The organism is Burkholderia sp. Bp9143 (assembly GCF_003853645.1).
Lineage (GTDB): Bacteria > Pseudomonadota > Gammaproteobacteria > Burkholderiales > Burkholderiaceae > Burkholderia.
On record NZ_QTPO01000001.1, the window covers coordinates 173,115 to 193,897 of the forward strand.

Annotated in this window: 18 protein-coding genes and 2 pseudogenes; 14 read left to right on the top strand and 6 right to left on the bottom strand. The window is 62.8% G+C overall.

Annotated features, from left to right (window positions below):
- The first annotated feature begins 232 nt into the window (after positions 1–232).
- Genes DIE23_RS00860 through DIE23_RS00870 form a run of 3 tightly spaced genes read left to right on the top strand, consistent with a single transcriptional unit; the run spans position 233 to position 4,420 of the window.
- Positions 233–1,660, top strand: coding sequence for an efflux transporter outer membrane subunit (locus tag DIE23_RS00860; RefSeq protein ID WP_260435914.1), 1,428 nt, complete (start codon positions 233–235; stop codon positions 1,658–1,660).
- A 16-nt stretch (positions 1,661–1,676) separates the two neighbouring features.
- Positions 1,677–2,861 carry an efflux RND transporter periplasmic adaptor subunit gene (locus DIE23_RS00865; RefSeq protein WP_124610363.1) on the top strand — a complete coding sequence of 395 codons (1,185 nt, stop codon included), beginning with the start codon at positions 1,677–1,679 and terminating at the stop codon, positions 2,859–2,861.
- A 29-nt stretch (positions 2,862–2,890) separates the two neighbouring features.
- Positions 2,891–4,420 carry an MFS transporter gene (locus DIE23_RS00870; RefSeq protein WP_124610364.1) on the top strand — a complete coding sequence of 510 codons (1,530 nt, stop codon included), beginning with the start codon at positions 2,891–2,893 and terminating at the stop codon, positions 4,418–4,420.
- Between the two features lie 123 nt (positions 4,421–4,543).
- On the opposite strand, the gene DIE23_RS00875 is transcribed toward DIE23_RS00870, so the two are convergent.
- Positions 4,544–4,846: a DUF4148 domain-containing protein gene (locus tag DIE23_RS00875; protein ID WP_124610365.1), complete on the bottom strand. Its 303-nt coding sequence runs from the start codon at positions 4,844–4,846 to the stop codon at positions 4,544–4,546.
- Between the two features lie 170 nt (positions 4,847–5,016).
- Between DIE23_RS00875 and DIE23_RS00880 the strand changes: the two genes are divergently transcribed.
- Positions 5,017–5,211, top strand: a complete 195-nt coding sequence (locus DIE23_RS00880) for a hypothetical protein (protein WP_124610366.1) — start codon at positions 5,017–5,019, stop codon at positions 5,209–5,211.
- 34 nt (positions 5,212–5,245) lie between these two features.
- Here DIE23_RS00880 and DIE23_RS00885 read toward each other — a convergent pair whose 3' ends face one another.
- Entirely contained in the window at positions 5,246–6,163 is a 918-nt protein-coding gene (locus DIE23_RS00885; RefSeq protein WP_124610367.1) for a LysR family transcriptional regulator, read from the bottom strand.
- Between the two features lie 653 nt (positions 6,164–6,816).
- On the opposite strand from DIE23_RS00885, the gene DIE23_RS00890 reads away from it, so the two are divergent.
- The 9 genes and pseudogenes from DIE23_RS00890 (at position 6,817) to DIE23_RS00930 (ending at position 18,001) form a co-directional block, all read left to right on the top strand.
- Positions 6,817–9,642 carry a 2-oxoglutarate dehydrogenase E1 component gene (locus DIE23_RS00890; protein ID WP_124610480.1) on the top strand — a complete coding sequence of 942 codons (2,826 nt, stop codon included), beginning with the start codon at positions 6,817–6,819 and terminating at the stop codon, positions 9,640–9,642.
- 118 nt (positions 9,643–9,760) lie between these two features.
- The gene (locus tag DIE23_RS00895) at positions 9,761–10,702 is read left to right on the top strand and encodes a LysR family transcriptional regulator (protein ID WP_124610368.1); all 942 of its coding nucleotides are present in this window, start codon (positions 9,761–9,763) and stop codon (positions 10,700–10,702) included.
- Between the two features lie 151 nt (positions 10,703–10,853).
- Entirely contained in the window at positions 10,854–11,291 is a 438-nt protein-coding gene (locus DIE23_RS00900; protein ID WP_185646364.1) for a MarR family winged helix-turn-helix transcriptional regulator, read from the top strand.
- Positions 11,292–11,376: 85 nt separating this feature from the next.
- Entirely contained in the window at positions 11,377–12,939 is a 1,563-nt protein-coding gene (locus DIE23_RS00905) for a DHA2 family efflux MFS transporter permease subunit (RefSeq protein ID WP_124610370.1), read from the top strand.
- Between the two features lie 109 nt (positions 12,940–13,048).
- The gene (locus tag DIE23_RS00910) at positions 13,049–13,486 is read left to right on the top strand and encodes a MarR family winged helix-turn-helix transcriptional regulator (protein ID WP_124610371.1); all 438 of its coding nucleotides are present in this window, start codon (positions 13,049–13,051) and stop codon (positions 13,484–13,486) included.
- Positions 13,487–13,539: 53 nt separating this feature from the next.
- On the top strand, positions 13,540–15,048 hold the full coding sequence (locus DIE23_RS00915; protein ID WP_124610372.1) for an efflux transporter outer membrane subunit: 1,509 nt from the start codon (positions 13,540–13,542) through the stop codon (positions 15,046–15,048).
- A gap of 34 nt (positions 15,049–15,082) precedes the next feature.
- A pseudogene (locus tag DIE23_RS00920) lies at positions 15,083–16,378 on the top strand (HlyD family efflux transporter periplasmic adaptor subunit).
- A 179-nt stretch (positions 16,379–16,557) separates the two neighbouring features.
- On the top strand, positions 16,558–17,529 hold the full coding sequence (locus DIE23_RS00925; protein WP_124610373.1) for a GlxA family transcriptional regulator: 972 nt from the start codon (positions 16,558–16,560) through the stop codon (positions 17,527–17,529).
- Positions 17,530–17,800: 271 nt separating this feature from the next.
- Positions 17,801–18,001 carry a copper chaperone gene (locus DIE23_RS00930; protein ID WP_124610374.1) on the top strand — a complete coding sequence of 67 codons (201 nt, stop codon included), beginning with the start codon at positions 17,801–17,803 and terminating at the stop codon, positions 17,999–18,001.
- A gap of 131 nt (positions 18,002–18,132) precedes the next feature.
- Here DIE23_RS00930 and DIE23_RS00935 read toward each other — a convergent pair.
- The 3 genes and pseudogenes from DIE23_RS00935 to DIE23_RS00945 form a co-directional block, all read right to left on the bottom strand.
- A pseudogene (locus DIE23_RS00935) lies at positions 18,133–18,312 on the bottom strand (transposase); the annotation flags it as partial.
- A gap of 106 nt (positions 18,313–18,418) precedes the next feature.
- On the bottom strand, positions 18,419–18,580 hold the full coding sequence (locus tag DIE23_RS00940; protein WP_011881889.1) for a hypothetical protein: 162 nt from the start codon (positions 18,578–18,580) through the stop codon (positions 18,419–18,421).
- Between the two features lie 60 nt (positions 18,581–18,640).
- Complete coding sequence (locus DIE23_RS00945) at positions 18,641–19,801, bottom strand: DUF4382 domain-containing protein (protein ID WP_124610375.1); 1,161 nt, start codon at positions 19,799–19,801, stop codon at positions 18,641–18,643.
- A 344-nt stretch (positions 19,802–20,145) separates the two neighbouring features.
- Here DIE23_RS00945 and DIE23_RS00950 point away from each other — a divergent pair, with 344 nt between their 5' ends.
- On the top strand, positions 20,146–20,358 hold the full coding sequence (locus DIE23_RS00950) for a hypothetical protein (RefSeq protein ID WP_124610376.1): 213 nt from the start codon (positions 20,146–20,148) through the stop codon (positions 20,356–20,358).
- A 37-nt stretch (positions 20,359–20,395) separates the two neighbouring features.
- Here DIE23_RS00950 and DIE23_RS00955 read toward each other — a convergent pair whose 3' ends face one another.
- Positions 20,396–20,698, bottom strand: coding sequence for a hydrogenase maturation factor (locus DIE23_RS00955; protein ID WP_124610377.1), 303 nt, complete (start codon positions 20,696–20,698; stop codon positions 20,396–20,398).
- Positions 20,699–20,783: the final 85 nt, after the last annotated feature.

Genomic DNA, 20,783 nt, shown 5'->3' on the forward strand with positions numbered 1-20,783 from the left:
ACGAACCCGTTGACGACTGTATGTGGCCCTGGGGTCTTTAGTCGATGCTCGACGTGTTCGCGACATTGAGGTCCTCCGGGGTTATCCATGTCATCCGGCCTCATCGGCAGCATGACTCCATGGCGCTCGAAGCGACTCCCTGAGAAGTGTTCACGTCTACAAGAACGGGGACATGCGAGATCATGGTTACGGTTGCCTCATGAAACGGGGGCTCATTCAGCGAGTCCCTGCAATGCTCGCCGCCATTCTGCTTGCGGCGTGCGCGAGTTCGAGCGGCTTGCGCACTCGCGCCGAGGCCATCGATCCGCAGAATCTGGAAGTGGCGCACAGCCTTTCATCGGTTTCGTTTTCGACCGCGGCCTGGCCGACGGACGCGTGGTGGACCGACCTCGGCGACGATCAGTTGAACCGGTTCATAAGGGATGGACTGCAGGGGCAGCCAAGCCTGCACGTTGCCGAGGCGCGAGTCAGGGCTGCGCAGGCCGTGTCCGGCATCGTCGAGGCCGCGCTCTACCCGCAGATCAACGCCAGCGCCACCAGCGCGCGTCTGCGCTTCAGCGAGAAAGGTACCGTGCCGCCACCGATTGCAGGCACGTGGCAAACCGTCAATGACGCAACATTGGGAGTCAGCTATGAGTTCGACTTCTGGGGCAAGAATCGTGCGGCCATGGAGGCGGCGCTGGATCATGCCCATGCCACGGAGGTCGATCTGCAAGCCGCGCGGCTGGTGCTGACCACGACGTTGACCAGAACGTATCTGCGCCTGGATGCCGCCTACGATCTGCGTGACCTTGCCGAAAGCACGCTGAAGCAACGCGAGCAGACGTTGGCATTGACGCGCCGAAGGGTGGCTGCCCAGATCGACTCCGAACTGGAACTGACCCAGGCCGAGGCCGCGTTGCCGGCTGCGCGCGAGCGCATTGTGTCGCTCAACGAATCCATCGCCCTGCTCGACAATCAGCTGGCAGCACTTCAGGGAAAGGGGCCGGATGCCGGCCTGGTCATACAACGACCGCATCTGGCCAAAATCGGGATCGTGCAATTGCCGACTGATCTTCCCGTCGAGTTGATCGGTCGTCGCCCCGATGTTGTCGCGGGGCGATGGCGGGTCGAAGCGGCTCGCCGGGACATCAAGGTGGCCAGGGCACAGTTCTATCCAAACATCAGCCTGAATGCCTTCGTCGGATTGCAACGGCTCGGCTTTGACGACTTTCTGTCGGCCGGTAGTCGGGTGATAGGTATCGGCCCGGCTGTGTCGCTGCCCATCTTCGACGGTGGTCGCCGCCGCGGCAATCTCGCATTGAAGCAGGCCGTCTACGACGAGTCGGTCGAGACGTATAACGCGACCTTGATCGATGCCCTCCACGATGTGGTCGATCAACTGGTATCGCTGCGTTGGCTCGAGGCGCAAGAGACGGAGCAGAACCAGGCCCTGCAACTTGCCCAGCATGCGTATGACCTGGCCATCAGACAGTATCGCAATGGCGTCGCCAATTATCTGCAGGTGTTGATCGCCGAAAGCCAGGTATTGCTGCAGAAGCGCCTGGTCATCGAATCCCGAGCTCGCGATCGCGAGTTGCGATTGAACCTGATTCGCGCGCTTGGTGGAGGCTATGTACCGACGGCCTCCCCCGATCCTCGCGTCGCTGACGAATCCTGACACCAGGGGGCTCACCATGAATGCAAGCGCAGGTGATTCTGGTGCTGACGGCAAGCCGCCGGGCGATTCGGGCGGTGCCAGGGGGAGTGCGCTTCGCTGGCGAATCGCGGTTGTGATCCTGGTCGTGCTGGTCGCCCTCGGCATCGCCATCTGGTGGCTCGTTGCCGGCCGGTACAGGGAGTCCACGGAAGACGCCTATGTTGACGGCAATGTCGTATCGGTGACCGCTCAGGTCAGTGGTGTCATCACGGCCATTAATGCAGACAACACCGACTACGTCACCGCGGGAAGCCCATTGGTCAAGCTTGACGATACCGACGCGAAGCTCGCGCTGGAGCGAGCCGAAGCTCTGCTGGCCAGGACGGTACGCCAGGTGCGTAGCCAATATGCTGCTGTCGAGCAGGGCCGCGCAAACCAGCAACTGCGGGAAATCGAACTGGTCAGGGTCAAGGCCGATCTGGCTCACCGGAAGGAACTCGTGGGCAGTGGCGCCATCTCGGGCGAGGAGGCCCGACATGCGGAAGACGCCGTACGCGCATCTGTCGCCGCGCTGAATGCCGCGAACCATCAATTGGCTGCGAGCATTGCACAGGTCGACCACACCACGCTTGCTACGCATCCCGATGTCCTGGCTGTGTCCTCTCAGGTGCGCGATGCCTATGTGGCAGCTTACCGGACCGAGGTGCCTGCGCCCGTGACTGGCGTGGTGACCAAGCGTAGCGCACAGGTAGGCCAGAAGATCAGCCCGGGGATCTCGTTGATGTCGGTGGTGCCGCTGGACCGCCTGTGGGTCAATGCCAACTTCAAGGAATCCCAGCTGCGGCATATCCGAATTGGGCAGCCCGTCCGTTTATATGCCGACGTGTACGGCGACGACGTGGTCTATCAGGGCACGGTGATCGGGCAGGACGCCGGTACCGGCAGCGCGTTTTCACTTTTGCCGGCGCAAAACGCCACCGGAAACTGGATAAAGATCGTGCAGCGCGTGCCGGTTCGCATAGCGCTTGATCCCCAACAGGTTGCGACACATCCCCTGCAACTGGGTTTGTCGATGAAAGTCGTGGTCGACACGCAGCAGCGCAACGGAACACGGTTGGTCGCTCCAGGATCTCGCGCCCACGGTTACCAGACTGACGTATTCGCCGGCGAACTGGCGCGTGCAGACGACGTCGTGCAGAAGATCATCCAGGCGAATCAATAACGGCTTCGCGGATAAAGAGGGGCTTCGTCATGTCTCCCAGCGGTCCAGGGCGCCTGCTCTACGCCACGATTTTTCTGTTGGTCACCATCGATTTTCTGCAGTCGGGAATGACCGCTTTTGCCGCCGGTCCGCTCATGGGCGAATTGGGCATGGCTCCCGAAGATTTCAGCCTCGCCGCGGCAGTTTACGCGAGCGTGGCGATCCTCTCGATCTCCATGCAACGCTGGTTCGTGGAGCGCCTTGGACCACGTCGATTCGTCCAGTACGCCACCGCCATTTGCGCGGGAGGCGCCGTGCTATGCGCGATCAGTGACGACTTCTCGTCATTCCTGGCGGGACGGGCCGTGATGGCGCTCGGTGGTGGGGCACTGTTCACGTCTGCCCGCATGATGGTTCATCACGCGCTTGCCGGACCCGCGCGCTTCGTCGGCATCAAGTATCTTGTCGGTGGTGTGGCGCTGAACACGGCTGCGGCGCCTTGGCTGGCCTCTCTCGCGGTATCCCATGAAAAATGGAGCGCCATCTATTGGCTCGTTGCCGCATTGGGCGGACTGGCCGTGCTGCTGGCATCCGTGGTCCTGCACGATCGGCCGCTGGTCGAGCCGGAACTTCGTTCCCGACCGGATCTGTGGCCACAGATTTTCCTGATAAGCGGAAGCTTTCTACTCCTCTACGCACTGCAGCGCTTTTATTACGACTTCTACGGGAACGTATTGTTCATATGGGTGGCGATGGCCTTGGCCGTCGTCGGTCTGATGTTCTATGGGCGCACCCAGCATGTCGGAGATAACCCCATTCTGCGTGTACGCCACATGCTGAACGTTCGCTATGTATCGGGCGTGGCCTTGTTCATGTTTGTCTACATGATGCTTGGCGCAAACAACTACATGGTTCCGATGATGCTGCAGCGAACCTTGGGTTTTGCCTGGGCGACCGTGGGCAATTTCGAGGCACTGGGTTTTGCGGGAGGAGCGCTGGCCTGGTGGGTCGTCATGCGGACCTTGCCACGTCATCCCGCCCCACGAAAGTTTCTGGTTGTCGCTTTCCTTGCACTTGCCGTGTTCGGCGCATTGCTCTCCGGGATCGATGGTCAGGCCGATATGTGGCGAGATATTCTGCCGGCGCTCGCCATCTACAGCCTATTCATCCCGATCGTCATGCCGGTGGCTGCCGTGAGCACCTTCCGCGAACTGGACTATGACGCGTCGGTTTTCGCGAATGCCCAACAGATGAAGAACATGCTTGCGCAAATCGGCGTAGCGCTGGGCATCACGCTGGCCACACTCGGGCAACAATGGCGAACGACGGCGCACTATGCCGTTCTCAATGAACGAGTGGCGTCGAACGATCCCATTTACGTCGAGATATTTCAGAAGCTCCAGGAGTCGTTGGCCACCGTGACCGATGCTGCGCCGGCAGCGCAGATGGCGACGGCCCAGGTCGCCCAGTTGCTAGCCCGGGAATCGGCTTTGCTGGCACATATCGACTATTTCAGACTGGTCGCTGTGCTGGGACTGGCGGGTGTGCTGGTGACGTTGATTCAGCGGGTGTTCCGATGAGACAGGAAAGATAATGAGGGGAATTGTCTCCGCGCGAGGAGGGGCGGCGGTTAGTGTCGCGTATTCTTCATACCTGAAGCGGCGTGTGGCGCGGGCACACGCCGCTTCTGACCGATCGGCACGTTATTGACCGAAGAAGATCGAATCGCGCGGCGATGTCTTCGCGGCAGACGCGTGGCCGACTTGGGCGGCCGGCACCGCATTGTTGCCGAAACCGCTCGTGTCGGGCGCGTGCACGCGGGCTTCGGCGGCCTCGAGATCGGCCGGATACGGCTCTTCGGCGGACGGACGATAACCTGCCTGTTCGAGCTGGGCCAGTTCCGCACGCACCTGCGCGCGAGTCACCTGGCCGCTCGTCTGCGCGAACGCGCCGAGGGAAACGGACAACGCTGCAGTTGCGGCAACGAGACGGATCAACGATTTCATGACGAGCTCCTGTGAGGGTGGTTTCGGAATCGGCGACAGCGCCGCGACCGATGACCCGCATCTTATGCAGTGGCTCGCACCTGAAAAATCCCGATCTTGCACAAAGACTGTTGCCGTCGGGAGAACGATGACGCTGGTCCGATTGCGCATTGTCCATGGAGCCGGCGATCATGATCGACCCGGTCTGGCAGTGGCGTCGAGGAGAAGCCCGCGTCGCGGTGTGCCTGTCGGCGCGGAAACGTGGCCGAATATCGTTGCGTTGGCCACGATTCACTTTCTATTGCCAACAAAATGCCTTCATCGCGCCGACCGGCGATGACGCACTCACCGTGACCCGACGCATGCGCTTGATGCCAACGGGATGATCCACGTGTCGGTGCTGTGCGTGTCCGCCGCCGCTCAGCATCGCTTGCCCTGAAGTGTCGGGATTTGCGCGTATACGCTGGCAAGCCAGTCGACGAAGAGCTTCAGCTTGGCCGGTATGTGCCGATTCGGCGGATACAGCACGGAGATCGGCCGCGGCGGCGGATTGAACTTGGGCAGGACCTCCTGCAACGCGCCGGATTTCAGATACGGCTCGACGAAAAACAGCGTGGTCTTGATCAATCCGAGGCCCGCGAGTCCGCACGCGATGTAGGTATCCGCCTCGTTGACCGCGACCGTGCCGCGCATCTGCACGATGTGCGTGTCGCCGTCGACGACGAAATCCCAGCTCCGCGGCCGGCCGGTGTCGGCCGACACATGGCTGACCGCGATGTGTTGGGTCAGATCGTCGATCGTTTCCGGGACGCCGTATCGTTCGAGATACGACGGCGACGCGCACGTGCAGGTCGTGAGACTGCCGATGCGCTTCGCGATCATCCCGGAGTCGTCGAGCGCGCCGACCCGCACGACACAGTCGACACCCTCGCCGACGAGGTCGATCTGGCGATCGGTCACGCCGAGCTCCACCGTGATGTCCGGATGGGCGACGAGAAAGGCGGGCAGTGCGGGAACCACGATCCGCTTGGCCATCGCGGATGGCAGGTTCACCTTCAGGCGGCCGCGTGGCACGTTGCGCGAGTGGGACATCGACGCCTCCATCTCGTCGATCTCGCGTAGCACCGCGACACAACGCTCGTAGTACGCCTGCCCATCCTCGGTCAGCGACAGCCTGCGGGTTGTGCGGTTCAATAGCCGACAGCCGAGATGCTGTTCCAGCGTACGCAGCAGCGCGGACACGCGCGGTGTCGTCAGACCTGACGTGTCCGCCGCGCGCGTGAGGCTGCCCGTTTCAACGATGCGTGTAAACACGCGCATCGAAAGCAGTGTGTCCATGAGTGGCGGATCCCCTCGCGGCGAATCATCGGCGCCGAGAAGCGCAGGATCGGATCGCTGCTCCAGTCGAAGTTGCGAATCTTCTGCGCGTCGTACTTCAGAGCCTCGTACAGTGTCCAGCTCGCTGCCTGAATGATAGCGCAGCCCTCTTGCACGCCGATGATAACCAGTCGAGACAGGTGCTGGTACAAGGCGCTTTCAACACCTTATTTCGTGTTCAGCCGTTGCTTGACCTCGGGTCTTGCGGTCATGTCCCTGATCTCTCGCAGAAACGGGATTAAACGAACGACGCGTTCATCGGCAATGCTTGTGAATGACCGGCGATCTTGACGTGATGTCCGGAAATGAATGCTGAATGTCCCGAAACTGCCGTAGCTAACGCGTCAGTGAAAACCCGCAGAACCTAAACTGTCCTTACCGGCGGTCAGGAGACGGCCGGTCCTGGCGGGCACGGGAACCCGGTGGCTTGAGTCACGGGGTCTTGCACGAATTGACGCGAACTGGGTGGCACGAGATCTTGCCTCCTTTCAGATGTGGATCTTTGTCTTCGTGTGCCTGTGAATGCATTGGCTTGGCCAAGGCGGGAGCGGGTGCTGCCTTGGATACATTCGTGGCAGATATCGGGCATGAGCCCGACAGAGGACAAAGTCATCATGATGATGCGGAACCGGAATACCTCCTTCCTGTTCGGAGGCAATGCTTCTTATGTCGAGGAGCAATACGAGGCGTACCTCGCGGACCCAAACACTGTGGCGGCCGAGTGGCGCGATTATTTCGACGCGTTGCAGGGCGTCCCGGCGGCTGACGGATCGGGTGCCGGCGACGTTGCGCACGCACCCGTCGTGTCTCGTTTCGTCGAGTTGGCCAAGAAGGCGCGCACTGGCGGGCGTTCGGAAAGCGAGGTACTCGGTTTCGCCCGGAAGCAGGTAGCCGTGCAGGCCTTGATTTCGGCCTATCGCATGGTAGGCACCCGCAATGCGCATCTGGACCCGCTGCGCTGGACGGCGCCAGTGCCCGTGCCCGAATTGAACCCGATTTACTACGATCTGTCCCAGGCGGACCTGAACACGACGTTCAGCATGTCGGGCACGCATTTCCCGGACGAAGACGCGACGCTCGGCGATCTGGTGCAGGCGCTGACGGAGACATATTGCGGCACGCTGGGCGCCGAGTTCATGCATCTGGCCGATCCGCAGCAGCGCGACTGGTGGCCCATGCGTCTCGAGTCGTCGCGTTCGAGCGCGCGCCTGGATCGCGGTGACAAGCTGCACATCCTCGAGCGGTTGACGGCCGCCGAAGGCCTCGAGAAATACCTGCATGCGCGCTATGTCGGTCAGAAGCGCTTTTCGCTCGAGGGGGGCGAGTCGCTCATCGTCCTGCTGGATGAACTGGTTGCATATGGTGCGACGAGGGGCGTCAAGAGCTCGATTCTCGGCATGGCGCACCGTGGACGCCTGAACGTTCTCGTCAATATCGTCGGGAAGCCGCCGGCTGCGCTGTTCGACGAGTTCGAGGGAAAAACCGCGAACCTTCTTCCGGCGGGCGACGTCAAGTATCACAAGGGCTTTACCGGCCTGCTCCCGACGGCAACCGGGCCGGCGGAGGTCACGCTTGCGTTCAATCCGTCGCACCTGGAAATCGTGAACCCGGTGGTCCAGGGTATCGCGCGTGCGCGCGCCGAAGTATTGGGGCAAGGTGCGAGTGCGGTCCTGCCGGTGGAGATTCACGGCGACGCCGCGATTTCGGGGCAGGGCATCGTCATGGAGACGATGAACCTGTCGAATACCCGCGGCTACGGCACGGGCGGCACGATACATGTGGTGGTGAACAACCAGGTTGGCTTCACCACGTCGGACCCGCGGGATGTCCGGTCGTCGTTCTATTGCACCGACATTGCCAAGATGATCGAGGCGCCGATCCTGCACGTCAATGGCGACGACCCCGAGGCGGTCGTTGCCGCAACACGCCTGGCAATCGATTTTCGTGCGACGTTCGGCAAGAGCGTCGTGATCGAGCTGGTCTGCTTCCGCCGCCATGGCCACCAGGAACAGGACACGCCGAACATCACGCAACCGTTGATGTATCGCTCCATCGCGGGCCACCCTGGTGTCCGCGCGCTCTATGCAAGGAAACTGGTGGACGCGGGGATTCTGACGGCGGAAGACGTCGAGAAGTATGTCCATGACTACCGTGAGCGTCTCGACGCCGCGCAAACCGCCGAAGCGAGGAAGCCGGCCTATCAAGCGAACGAAGAAGTGAGCTGGCCGCAACTGCTCGATGGAAACGTCGGCCGCATCTATTACGCGCCGCCCTTGCCGGACCTCGTTCATCGACTTGCACGCAACATCACGCGCATTCCCGAGCAGTACGCGCTGCATCCGCTGGTTGGAAAAGTGATGACTGCACGTCGCGAGATGGCGGAAGGCAAGCGTCCGCTGGATTGGGGGATGGCCGAGCATCTGGCCTTTGCGTCGCTTCTCGCCGCTGGCATCGACGTGCGTCTGAGCGGGCAGGACAGTGAACGTGGCACGTTCAGCCATCGCCACGCGGTGCTCCATGATCAGAAACGGTCGATTCGGGCGGAAGGCACCTACGTCCCGTTGCATCATGTGTCGGATGACCAAGGACGATTTTCGGTCACCAACTCGGTGCTGTCGGAGGCTGCGGTTCTGGGCTTCGAGTACGGATACTCGGTTGTTCGACAGAACGCGCTCGTATTGTGGGAAGCACAGTTCGGCGACTTCGCGAACGGCGCGCAGGTCGTGATCGACAACTTCCTGTCCGCGGGGGCTGCAAAGTGGGGGCAACAAAGCGGCGTAACGATGCTGCTTCCGCACGGTCAGGAGGGGGAGGGGCCGGAGCACGCGTCCGCGCGCCTCGAGCGCTATTTGCAACTGTGTGCACAGAACAACATGCGGGTGGTTCAGCCTACGACGCCGGCCCAGATCTTCCACCTGCTGCGGATGCAGGCCGTGCTGCATGATCGCGTCCCGCTGGTCGTGATGACGCCCAAGTCGCTTCTGCGCCATCCGGAGGCCGTCAGCAGCCTGGACGATCTCGCCAAGGGCCGATTCAACGAGATTCTGGCTGAAGCACCTACGGCCGAAGCGGCGTCCAAGGTCGACCGGGTCATCCTGTGTTCGGGCAAGGTCTATTACGAACTTCTGGAGCGCCGGCGCAACGCGCAAAAGGACAATATCGCGTTGATCCGCGTTGAGCAGTTGTATCCGTTTCCCGTGACGCAGATCCGTTCGGCGCTGGCGCACTATCCGAATCTGAAGTGTGTTGTCTGGTGTCAGGAAGAGTCGAAAAACCAGGGTTCGTGGAATTTTGTGCTGGAACAACTGCTGGACATCGTGAAGGCGCCTGTCACGCTGCGCTATATCGGACCCGAGGCAACGGCATCGACCGCACCCGGCTACAAGTCGATGCACATCGCGCGCCAGGAGAAATTCCTGCACGCGGCGATTGACGAGTAAGGGCGCAGCCGGGGGAGTCGGAGGCGATGGCCGCACCGCCGACCGTTACCCATGTCGGGTCGTTATTGAGGACCGGACAAAATCGGGTGCGAGGCGATTTCATTCGAGGGAAGTGTTGATGGACACGCTGCAAATGATGCGGATCTTTGTCGGCATTGCGGAAGAGGGCAGCTTCACCAGCGCCGCTCGGCGCCAGGACATCACCACCGCGCATGCATCGAGATCGATCGCGCAGCTGGAGACGCACTTGCGCACGCGCCTGCTCAACCGCAGCACGCGTCGCATCGCGCTGACCGAGGCGGGGCAGCGATATCTGGAGCGATGCGAGCGGATTCTCGCGTACATCGACGAGGCCGAAGCGGAGGCCGCGGATGCCCAGGCCCGGCCGTCCGGCAAGCTGCATGTGCACGCGACGACGGGCTTCGGCCAGGCGTACGTCGTGCCGGCAGTCGTGCGCTATCGGGCACGCAATCCTTCGGTATCCGTCGAGCTGACGTTGTCGCATCACGTGCCCGATCTGCTCGACGAGGGTTACGACGTGTCATTGCAATTGAGTTCGGCGGATCTGCCCGACTCGGGCCTCGTGTCGCATCGGCTCGGCACCGTACACAGCGTGCTGTGCGCGGCGCCCGCCTACCTGAGCGCACACGGCACGCCGCGCACGGTGCCGGAGCTCGACGGGCACGCGTGCCTGCAGATCGTCACGTCCGTGTTTCCGTGCGATCGCTGGCATCTGGACGGCCCCAATGGCCGGGAAACGTTCAAGCTGCCGCCGGCGGACTTTCAGGTCAACGTGCCGGATGCGCTCGGTGCTGCGTTGCGGGATGGCATCGGAATCGGCGCGCTTCCGTTGTCGACGGCTTTGCCGGCGCTTCGCAGCGGCGTGCTGGCGCGCGTGTTGCCCGAATATCAGTTACAGACACTGACGGCCTACGTGCTGTACCCGTCGCGCCAATACCTCGACGCGAAGATCAGGACGTTCGTCGATTTCCTCCGGGAATACGTTCCGGAAGCGCTGGATGCCGACAAGGTGGCGCTGTGCGAGTCCGGCGGGCCGTGACCCGGCCCTCGGAAAGGCAGAAACCGGAACGGAAATCCCGTCAGTGCCGCTTCTGGGGCTGCATCGTCGCGACTGCTTCGCGCCCCTTTAAAAATTCTTGAACATATCTGCAATGTCAGATATCTTGCATGTCAGAAAATGGAGGTGGCCGATGACCGACCCGGTCAACGAAGTATCCGAGCGAACCCAACCTTTCCTCATCGCCCTCGGCAAGGCCTGCAACAGGGTGACTGCGGAACTGGACGCGGGGCTCCAGGAAGTCGGAATCAATGCGCGGCAACTGGGCATTCTGCTGGCGCTGGCTTACGACGATGCGCGGTCGCCGGCCGCGCTGGCGAAGTTGGTTGGCGTCGACCCCGGCCGCATGACCCGGTTGCTGGACGTGCTGAAAAGTCGCGGCCTGCTGGAACGCGACCGCAGCGACAAGGATCGACGCGTGGTCGACGTTTCGTTGACGCAAGAAGGGTGGGAAACCATCGCCCGAAGCGCGCAAGTCATCCCCGAGATACGGAGACGGCGGCTCGCGCACTTTACGCAATCCGACCTCGATGCGTTGAGCGTGCTCGTCCGCAAATTGCTCGATGGCTGACGCGAAATTTTTTATCCAAATATCTGACATATCAGATATTTCCACCCCATGACAGGCAGTTCGATTTCAGACTAAAGGATGCAACATGAATTCGTCGCCCCAACCTCGTGCGCCGGCGCCGCTGACCGGCATCAGGTTCGCACTCGGCACGTTCGCCGTGGCGCTCGCCACCTTCATGAATGTGCTGGATTCGTCGATCGCGAACGTCGCGATTCCGACGCTCTCCGGCAACCTCGGCGTGTCGATCGACGAAGGGACGTGGGTCATCACGCTGTTCGCCGCGGCCAACGCGGTGTCGATTCCGCTGACCGGGTGGCTCACGCAGCGGGTGGGGCAAGTGAAGCTGTTCGTTTGGGCGATTCTGCTGTTCGTGCTGTCGTCCGCGGCGTGCGGGCTTGCACCGAACCTGCTCGTGCTGCTCGCCGCGCGAGTCGTGCAAGGCGCGGTGGCGGGGCCGCTGGTGCCGCTGTCACAGGCGCTGCTGCTGGCATCCTTTCCAAAGGACAAGAACTCCAGCGCGCTGTCGCTGTGGGCGATGACCGCGACGGTCGGGCCGATCGCCGGGCCGGCGCTGGGCGGCTGGATCACCGACAGCTACAGCTGGTCGTGGATCTTCTACATCAACGTGCCGGTCGGCCTGTTCGCCGCCGGCACGGTCTGGGCGATCTACCGGGATCGCGATACACCCGCGCGCAAGCTTCCGATCGACAAGGTGGGGCTGATCTCGCTGATCGCATGGGTCGCGTCGCTGCAGATCATGCTTGACAAGGGCAAGGACCTCGACTGGTTCAATTCGCCGGTGATCTGGGCGCTGACCATCATGGCGGCAATCAGCTTCGTGTTCTTCCTGATCTGGGAGTTCACCGAGGCAAAGCCGATCGTCGACCTGCGACTTTTCGCCGGGCGCAACTTCCTCGGCGGCACGGTCGCGATATCGGTCGCTTACGCGATCTTCTTCGCGAACCTGGTGATCCTGCCGCAGTGGATCCAGGGTTTTCTCGGCTACCGCGCGGTGGATGCGGGGCTCGTGACGGCGCCGCTGGGCATCTTCGCGGTGATCCTGGCTCCCGTGATGGGCAAGATCATGCCGCGCTCCGATATGCGGGTGCTCGCCACGCTGGCCTTCGTTGGCTTCGCGGGCGTGTTTTTCATGCGCTCGAACTATACGACCGGCGTCGACGCGTGGACGCTGGTGCTGCCGACGTTGCTGCAAGGCATTCCCACCGCGCTCTTCTTCACGCCGCTCACGGGCATCATCCTGTCGGGGCTTCCGCCCGAGAAGATTCCGGCGGCGGCCGGCCTGTCCAACTTCGTGCGCATTTTCGCCGGCGCGGTCGGGACGTCGCTGTTGAGCACCGGCTGGAACGACCGGACGATCCTCCATCATGCGCGGCTCGCCGAGCAAACGGACGTGGGCAACCCGACCTACGTCGCCGGCATCGCGAATCTGCAGACGGCGCTCGGCGCCGGTACCGCCAAGGCGGCAGCCTTCTTCGAGGCGTCGCTCAACGCACAAGCGACCATGCTTGGCCTGAACGACATCTTCTGGATATCGGGCGTGATCTTTGTCGTGATCGTCCCGCTGATCTGGGTGACCAAGCCAGGCAAGGGCGCTGGCGCGGGTGCCGCGGGTGCCGGCGGCCACTGACCGACGCGAATCCGGGCAACGCGACACACCGGGCGTGGTATTCGGAAATCCTGCTTGACAAACTCTGACATTGCAGTCATTGTCTGAATCAACCACATAGGACGGCACCATGGACCATTACACGATCAAAGGCTTCACGCTCACGCATAGCGTCGGATTCATGCTGAGCAAGGCGCGCAACCTGATCGTTGCCGAAATGGACGCGGCGCTCAAGGACCTCGACATCACCAGCCAGCAAATGGGCATTCTGCTGTCGATGCGGAGCGGCATGGCCGCCACGCCGTTCGAGCTATCGAAGCTGCTCGGGATCGACACGGGCCTGATGACGCGCATGCTGGACAAGCTGGAAGCGAAGGGATTGCTGGAACGTTCCCGCGACGCGGACGACCGCCGCGTGGTCAATCTCACGTTGACGAAGAAGGGCGAGGAAGTCGCGGCCCGGATTCCGGAAGTCGCGCCGCATGTGTTGAACGCCCGGCTGCGCAACTTCACGAAGGCCGAGTTCGCAGAGCTGTCTCGCTTGCTTCACAAGTTCATCGGCGAGTGAGCGTGGCGGGCGTGCCCGCCTTTTTTTGAATCATTAATCTGACAGGTCAGAAAATGAAATCGCAGACAAATGGATCCGACATCGGCGCCCGCGCATTGAAACTGGGCGTGTCGGCGATCTTCGTGGCGGTATTGTCGGCATGTGCGAACTATGCGGGCATCCATAGCGACAAGCGGATCGTGGTGCCGCAACAGCTCGATACGGCCCGCAGCCTGCCGGCCGAGCAAGGCCGCTGGCCGGCTGCCGACTGGGCCGACCAGTTCGGCGATGCGCAACTGAAGGCGCTGATCGCCGAGGCGCTGCGCGGCAGTCCGACGATCGAACAGGCTCGTGCGCGGGTGGCCCAGGCGCAGGCCTTCGCCGAAGCGTCGAACGCGAACACGCTGCCGCGCGTCGACGCGAGCTACTCGCTGACGCGCCAGCAGTACAGCGGCACGGCGATGATCCCGCCGCCGTATGCCGGTTCCTGGCGGACCGAGAACAAGGGCCTGCTGAGCGCGTCGTACGACCTCGACCTGTGGGGCAAGAACCGCGAAGCCCTGAGGGCCGCCGTGTCGCAGGCGCAAGCGAGCAAGGCTGACGTTGAATTCGTCACGCTCACGTTGAACACCGCAATCGCACGTACCTACAACCAGCTGGCCCGCCTTTACGTGCTGCGCGACATCGCGCAACAGGAAGTCGCGCGCCGCGAGCAGATCGATCGCATCACGGCCGGCCGTATCGCGACCGGCCTCGATACGGAGGTGGAGCGCAAGACCGCGCAGGCGAATCTTGCAACGAGCCGCGCCCGTGTCACCGCACTCGACGGCAGCATTCTGACCACGCGCTACCAGTTGGCTGCGCTGCTCGGCGCAGGACCGGATCGCGGCCTTGCGATCGAGCGGCCGGCGCTCGGCATTGGCAACGACGTGCGCCTGCCGGACAACCTGCCGGCTGACCTGGTGAGCCGTCGTCCGGACCTCGTCGCCGCGCGCTGGCGTGTCGACGCGATGACGCACCAGGTCAAGGAAGCGAAGGCGGAGTTCTATCCGGACATCAACCTGAGCGCCGCGATCGGCCTCGACGCGTTCGGCTTCGGCCGTTTCCTGAGCGCGGCAAGCCGCACGGCGTCGGCCGGACCGGCGATCCACCTGCCGATCTTCGATGCAGGCGCACTGCGCGCGCAACTGAAAGGGCGCTATGCCGAGTTCGACTACGCGGTGGCCGCCTACAACCAAACGCTGGTTGGCGCGCTGAGCGACGTTGCGACGCAGCTCGCGCAGATCCGCTCGAGCGACGCGCAACTCGTCGATGCAAACGCGGCACGGCAGGCCGCACAGGACGCCGATCGGCTGGCGATCACGCAGTACAAGGCCGGCCTGACCAACCAGTTGACCGTGCTCAGTGCCGATGTCACGGCGCTGAATGCGGACGAAGCCGTTGCGAACCTGAAGATGAACCGCCGCGACCAGCAGATTGCACTCGCGTCGGCGCTCGGCGGCGGCTACGTCGACACGTCGGCCGATACCGTCCACAGCGTGGATGCTGTTGCATCCGCCCATCCCGTCGTCGCCGCGCATTGAACGGCACGTTCACTTACCGGCAAGGAGATTTGACATGAGCGATACCCTCACGCCCGACCACGAATTGGTGGACCGCGGCGGCGCAACCAACCGCGGCGCGCAAGCCGATCCGGCCGGCCAGGACGCCGGCGCGACGCCTCCGGGCAAGCGCAAGCGCCTGCTTGCCCTCCTGGCGGCGGTCGTCGTGGTAACGGGGGCCGCGTATGCGGCCTACTATTTCACCGTCGGCCGCTATTACCAGGCGACCGACGATGCGTACGTGAGCGGCAACCTGGTGCAACTGACGCCGCAGGTCACCGGAACGGTGGTCGCCGTCAATGCGGACGACACGCAGATCGTGAAGGCCGGCGACCCGGTCGTCACGCTCGACCCGGCCGACGCGAAGATCGCGCTGGTGAATGCCGAGGCGGCCCTTGGCCAGACCGTGCGCCGCGTGAGCAGCCTGTATGTGAACAACGATTTCTATGCGGCGAATGTGGCGCAACGCGAGTCGGATCTCGCTCGCGCCAACGATGATCTGCGGCGGCGCGAGGCCGTTGCGGGCACGGGCGCCGTTTCCGCTGAAGATATCGCCCACGCTCGCGATGCCGTCAAGGCTGCCCAGGCCGCACGCGATGCAGCGCGCGAGCAAGCCGGCGCGAATCACGCGCTGACCGACCGCACGACCGTCGGACAGCATCCTGACGTGCAGGCGGCAGCGTCGAAAGTCAGGGATGCCTATCTTGCTTACGCGCGCAATACGTTGCCGGCGCCGGTGACGGGCTATGTGGCGAAACGGTCGGTCCAGGTCGGCCAACGTGTGTCGCCCGGCACGCCGCTGATGGCGATCGTGCCGCTCGACGGCGTGTGGGTCGATGCGAACTTCAAGGAAGTGCAGCTCACGCGGATGCGGATCGGCTAGCCGGTCACGCTGACGGCCGACGTGTACGGTTCGAGCATCGAGTATCACGGCAGGATCGAGGGGTTCTCGGCCGGCACCGGCGGCGCGTTTGCCACGTTACCGGCGCAAAACGCGACGGGCAACTGGATCAAGGTGGTTCAGCGCCTTCCGGTGCGCATCCAGCTGGATCCACGCGAACTCGCGGCGCATCCGCTGCGCATCGGGCTGTCGATGGTGGTCGATGCCGATACGCACGACGATTCCGGCACGCAGCTTGGTGCCGCCGTGAAAACGACCTATCGTACCGGCGTGTTCGAGCAGTATGGTGCACAAGCCGATGCCGAGATCACGAAGATCATCGAGCAGAACGAAATGTCCTCGCGCGCGATCGGCACCAAGCAGGCAGCGACGCGTGGTGCGTTGCGCGATCGCGCAAGCCATGCCGGTTGAGCAGGGAATGACGCGCGCCACAATCGCCGTTTGGTGTAGCCGTCCGGCGAGTCAAGTGGAATGAAGCAAACTGATTCATGGCGGGTTGATTCCGGCCATGGTGTTGAACCGGTTTGTATCGATCCGGCGCCGGCCGGCTGTACGAACGGAAGCAGGGTTACACCCGTGAGGGTCACGACATGAAAGTTGCCATCGTTGTATTCGAAGGTGCGCAGGCGCTCGACGTTGCAGGCCCCCTCGACGTGTTCGCCGAGGCGAATACTTTCCTTTCCGAGCATCAACGATACGAGGTGACGCTCGTCGGGAACCAGGCGGGCACCGTGACCTGCTCGAACGGCATGCAGTTGGCCGTCTCGCTGGGCTATTCCGATCGTGACATTCAATGGGACCTGCTGCTGGTAGCGGGCGGGCCGCAATTGCCGGATGTTCAGCCGTCGAGCGCGTTTCTGGCGTGGCTGCAAAACCAGGCGCGCAGCGCAAGCCGCTTCGGCTCGGTCTGTAATGGCGCATTTGTGCTCGCTCATGCGGGGTTGCTCGACGGCAAGGAAGTGACGACCCACTGGTCGGACGCGGGCCGCCTGTCCAACGAATTTCCACACGCCAGCGTGCAGCCGGACAGGATTTTCGTTCGGGACGGGCGGCTCTTCACATCGGCGGGCGTGACCGCAGGCATTGACTTATGTCTGTCGCTGGTTGCTGAAGACTGGGGGCATGAACTGGCGGTGCGGGTTGCGAAGCGTCTGGTCGTGTATATCCAGCGTGAGGGCGGCCAGTCTCAGTACAGCCCCTATATCGGGGCCGGCAAGGACGCGGATCCGATACTCGGCAAGGTCTATCGATACGTGAGCGAGCATATGACCGAAACGCTGTCGATAGAGGCGCTGGCGAGTGCGGCCTCGGTGAGCCGGCGCACGTTGTCGCGGGTATTCGCGAAGTACGCGAAGGTGACGCCTTCGGTATTTGTCGAGCAGGTTCGCGTCGATTCGGCGAGGAAACTCCTCGAGGACACGGATGCGCCACTCAAGACGGTCGCATTCAAATGCGGTTTTCATAGCGCGACGCACATGCGCACGACGTTCTCGCGGCGGCTCAATGTCACGCCGAAGCAATATCGCCTGCGATTCAGAGGGGAGGCAAGTGCGCGGCAATGATCCCATGACGGAGGTCGCGAGCGCCCCGTCGGTGACGAGCGTCCATTCGGCTCAACCGCTTCCCGAGATCATTGAGCCCGGGTTGTCGACAATATTTTGTGGTGTCGATCGGGGTATGTGCACGGCGTCGACGGGGCACCACTTTGCTGGCGGAGGCACGGGATATGGAAGGGTCGCGGAAGTAGGCTTCAACGAGTAAAACGAGGATTCGAGCACCCGTTTTCCGAGAGGAGCTGCTTTATTGGAACGTTGTTGACTGGAGAGGTGAAAAGTGAAGTTCTCGATGAAAACTGAAATCCACGCAGACGATCGTTCGACGATCGAGCATGCGATGAAGACCGTCGATGCCGACGCGAAAGTCGACGTTGACATTGTTGCGCAAACGGTGAGCGTCGACTCGTGGCTGATGCCTGAGGAGTTTCTTGTCGCCTTCTACGACGAGGAATACGACGTGACCATTGCCGAATGGTAGGCAGGATGGAATCTTGCGGCACCTGGGCGCGAAGCACTGCGCTGTCATGCCGCCCACACCGAAGCAGCATGCGGAATGCCGCGTGCTCCTGTTTGTCGCGACCGGGCGGTCGGCGTTCTCGGCTCAGACCATGCGTTCTCCTGCTCGAGTCGCTTGACGTCGGCCGCCTCCAGGCCATCGAAATGCTGTCGCCGGGTGTAGTTCGTCTGCTCGCTGATTCCGTGCTTCTTCGCGACCTCGGCGACGGGTGCCTTGCCCGCCCCGCGCAGGATCGTCACCATCTGTTCGTCGCTGAACGGGCTCTTCTTCATGACTTCCTTTTCTCCGTTGGAAGCCATTCTCTCAAGTTTCAGTGGGTCCGAAAATTCCAGGGCAGGCCACATGAAAAAAGCCCGCGTTTCCGCGGGCCTCGTGCAATCAGCAATTGCCTTTCTTCGCCTGTCCGGGCGGGCAGAACCCGTTCCCCGGTCCGCCTTGCGGCGCGACGACGACCGGCGCACCCGGAACGTATGCGACGCACCCGCTGAGCGCGCCGACCACGCTCGCCGCGGCGAGCAATGCGATAACCCCTTTCTTCACTTCGTTCTCCCGTTATTGAGGAAAGGGCCGTGCGGCCCTTTCGTGGATGCTGCCGATGCGTCAGAAGCTGAAATTGACGTTCGACTGGCTGGTCGTTGCGTTGACGTTCGTCGATTGCGTTGCCCCCGACGCTGCGTCCGCCTCGATCGTATATTGTGCCGCGGCGGCCGGCGACGCAGCCAGCGCGACCGGCAGCGAGCCCGAGTAAGTGCCGACGATCGGTGCGGCCACGGGCACGTTGAGCGCATACACACCCGTATCCAGGTTCGCATTGGTCGACGTGATCTCGTACGCGTTCGCATCGACGGTCTGCAGTGCCCGCACGAACGCGGCGGCGCTTGGCGTCACCGTGCCGCTGACCGTGCTCATCGTCGATGCCGGCAGCGCGATCGGGGCGTTCGACGCCGAAACCGCCGTGGTCGTGTTCACCACGACCGGAACCGAGCGCACGATGCCCGATGCGAAGTTGTTCTGCACGATCACGACGTCATAGTTGCCTTGCGTCGAGCTCTGGATCAGCGGCGACAGCACGAACTTCCCGGTGCTGTCGGCAACCGTGCCCCGGACCACCTTGCCACCCTGTTCCGCATACACGGTCGCGCCGGCTTCGGCCGATGCGACGTAGCCCGAGATCGCGCCGCTCACGACGGTCGGGATCGCGGTGACGACCGGCTTCAGCGCATACGTGCCGTTGCCGCGCTGGACGATCGACTTGCACGCGTTGAAGTCGAGCACGAGGTCGACGAGCGTGTTCGGTTGCACCGTGAACGGCTGGATGATCTTGTAGCCGCTTTGCGTCGCGCTCGGCGTCGCGAGCGCCTGTTCCGTGCCGCCCGTCGGGACGACCGAGTTCGCGAGGGTGTTGCCCTGGTTCGGCGCGAGAACGAGGCGGACCTGCTGATACTGGCCGGCCGGCAGCGCGGTCTGGCCGATATCGGCGAGCACGCCGTTGGTCAGCGACAGCAGGTCGATCTTCTGCGGTGCCGCCAGCGTGATCGTCGACCAGCCGGCATCGTTATCGGAAGCATTCGCATTCGCATTGACGCGAACCTGCGAGACGGTCACGAATACGTGATCGAAACCGCATGACGGAGCATCGGTCATCGCGACGTGCAGCGTGCCGGTTTGCACGCTGCCGCCGCCGTCGCCGCCACCGCAACCTGCGAGTGCAAACGGCACCATTGCCGCACATAGTGCGGCCTTCCAGAATGTGTTCTTCATTGTTTATCCCCCTCCGATGTAATTGTGGGTGCAACGAAGCATAGCTTCGCGGTGCGTCCAGAATGTGGACAGCTTTGAAACGAAGCGTAAATTCTGCGTCGGAGCGTAAGGGCTGACGCAATTCGAGGGGTATTCGCGACGCAACGGAAGGGAATGCGGCTCGCGAAGAACGAATCCGCGGATGGTGAGTCGCCGGGACTCGGCGCGTTTGCGATCGGCGAAAACTTGATCGGTGAAATCACCGAATCCGCCCCGATTATTTCCCCGCTATAGTCGAAGCACGAGCGGTGGACGCGGCGCCATGCGCCGCCACCGTTCAGGTAATGACTGTAGACGGGTGCTGTATGAAAAACACAATCGAAAAGACCACCGGACCGGTGTGGGGTGTGGCGGCAGGCGTGCTCCTGGCTGCCGCGGGACTGAGTCTCGGCATCTTCCCGAAATCGCTGAACAGCGCGGGAACCGCAAACGACTTCCTGGCGTCCGGCGTCGCGATGCTGGGTATCTTCCTCGTCGTCTATTCCACGCACGAACTACGACGAAAGCGCCTGCACTGAGCGCCGGCGCGCAGAACGTTCCAGGCCGACCGCCTGCTCAGGAATGCGCCCGCCCATCGGCGGCGCCGGCATCGACCAACAGATCGTCGACGATGATTTCGCCGGCCGCCCGGCCTGCGCGCAGCGCATCGACGCTGTCGTCGAACAGGTGGCCGCCGTCGTCGCCAAGCCGGACCGGCGCCAGCAGGCGCGGCGCGCTGCCGGTCGCACGGACCTGCACGACCGCCACGAACCCGAACCGGAGCGTGTCGGGCGGCGGCGCGTGGTCGCGCGGTTGGTCGAGCCGGAATTCGCAGCGGACATCGATGGTGTATCCGCGGTAGGTGTACGCACTGTTCATCTGCATCTCGCTCGGAAGGGAACGCGACGACGGACCGTGGGCGCATCATATCGGCTCGTGCGAGCCGGTGGGGGTGGGGTGTCTA

Excerpts from the sequence above, each read along its gene's own strand:
- DIE23_RS00860 (WP_260435914.1), top strand. The coding sequence starts at position 233 with ATGCTCGCCGCCATTCTGCTTGCGGCGTGCGCGAGTTCGAGCGGCTTG.
- DIE23_RS00865 (WP_124610363.1), top strand. The coding sequence starts at position 1,677 with ATGAATGCAAGCGCAGGTGATTCTGGTGCTGACGGCAAGCCGCCGGGC.
- DIE23_RS00870 (WP_124610364.1), top strand. The coding sequence starts at position 2,891 with ATGTCTCCCAGCGGTCCAGGGCGCCTGCTCTACGCCACGATTTTTCTG.
- DIE23_RS00875 (WP_124610365.1), bottom strand. The coding sequence starts at position 4,846 with ATGAAATCGTTGATCCGTCTCGTTGCCGCAACTGCAGCGTTGTCCGTT.
- DIE23_RS00880 (WP_124610366.1), top strand. The coding sequence starts at position 5,017 with ATGATCGACCCGGTCTGGCAGTGGCGTCGAGGAGAAGCCCGCGTCGCG.
- DIE23_RS00885 (WP_124610367.1), bottom strand. The coding sequence starts at position 6,163 with ATGGACACACTGCTTTCGATGCGCGTGTTTACACGCATCGTTGAAACG.
- DIE23_RS00890 (WP_124610480.1), top strand. The coding sequence starts at position 6,817 with ATGATGATGCGGAACCGGAATACCTCCTTCCTGTTCGGAGGCAATGCT.
- DIE23_RS00895 (WP_124610368.1), top strand. The coding sequence starts at position 9,761 with ATGGACACGCTGCAAATGATGCGGATCTTTGTCGGCATTGCGGAAGAG.
- DIE23_RS00900 (WP_185646364.1), top strand. The coding sequence starts at position 10,854 with ATGACCGACCCGGTCAACGAAGTATCCGAGCGAACCCAACCTTTCCTC.
- DIE23_RS00905 (WP_124610370.1), top strand. The coding sequence starts at position 11,377 with ATGAATTCGTCGCCCCAACCTCGTGCGCCGGCGCCGCTGACCGGCATC.
- DIE23_RS00910 (WP_124610371.1), top strand. The coding sequence starts at position 13,049 with ATGGACCATTACACGATCAAAGGCTTCACGCTCACGCATAGCGTCGGA.
- DIE23_RS00915 (WP_124610372.1), top strand. The coding sequence starts at position 13,540 with ATGAAATCGCAGACAAATGGATCCGACATCGGCGCCCGCGCATTGAAA.
- DIE23_RS00925 (WP_124610373.1), top strand. The coding sequence starts at position 16,558 with ATGAAAGTTGCCATCGTTGTATTCGAAGGTGCGCAGGCGCTCGACGTT.
- DIE23_RS00945 (WP_124610375.1), bottom strand. The coding sequence starts at position 19,801 with ATGAAGAACACATTCTGGAAGGCCGCACTATGTGCGGCAATGGTGCCG.
- DIE23_RS00950 (WP_124610376.1), top strand. The coding sequence starts at position 20,146 with ATGAAAAACACAATCGAAAAGACCACCGGACCGGTGTGGGGTGTGGCG.
- DIE23_RS00955 (WP_124610377.1), bottom strand. The coding sequence starts at position 20,698 with ATGAACAGTGCGTACACCTACCGCGGATACACCATCGATGTCCGCTGC.